At 59.7% G+C, this 226-nt stretch carries 1 rRNA gene; it reads right to left on the bottom strand.

What is annotated here, in order from left to right:
* A 16S ribosomal RNA gene (locus PUR71_RS00610) occupies nucleotides 1-133 on the bottom strand; the annotation flags it as partial.
* Between the last annotated feature and the right edge of the window lie 93 nt (nucleotides 134-226).

A 226-nucleotide genomic window follows, 5' to 3' on the forward strand; every position in this document is an offset into this window, starting at 1 on the left:
GTGCAGGGCAGATTGCCCACGTGTTACTCACCCGTTCGCCACTGATCCACCCCGAAGGGCTTCACCGTTCGACTTGCATGTGTTAAGCACGCCGCCAGCGTTCGTCCTGAGCCAGGATCAAACTCTCCGTGAATGCTTACCCGTCATCGGGCTCACACCCGCGTTGAGCGGCACGGCAACCACCGGAATAAGGTGATCCCGCGCACTGCGTCCTCGCTAGTGTTTA

This window comes from Streptomyces sp. SP17BM10, assembly GCF_036322405.1.
Lineage (GTDB): Bacteria > Actinomycetota > Actinomycetes > Streptomycetales > Streptomycetaceae > Kitasatospora.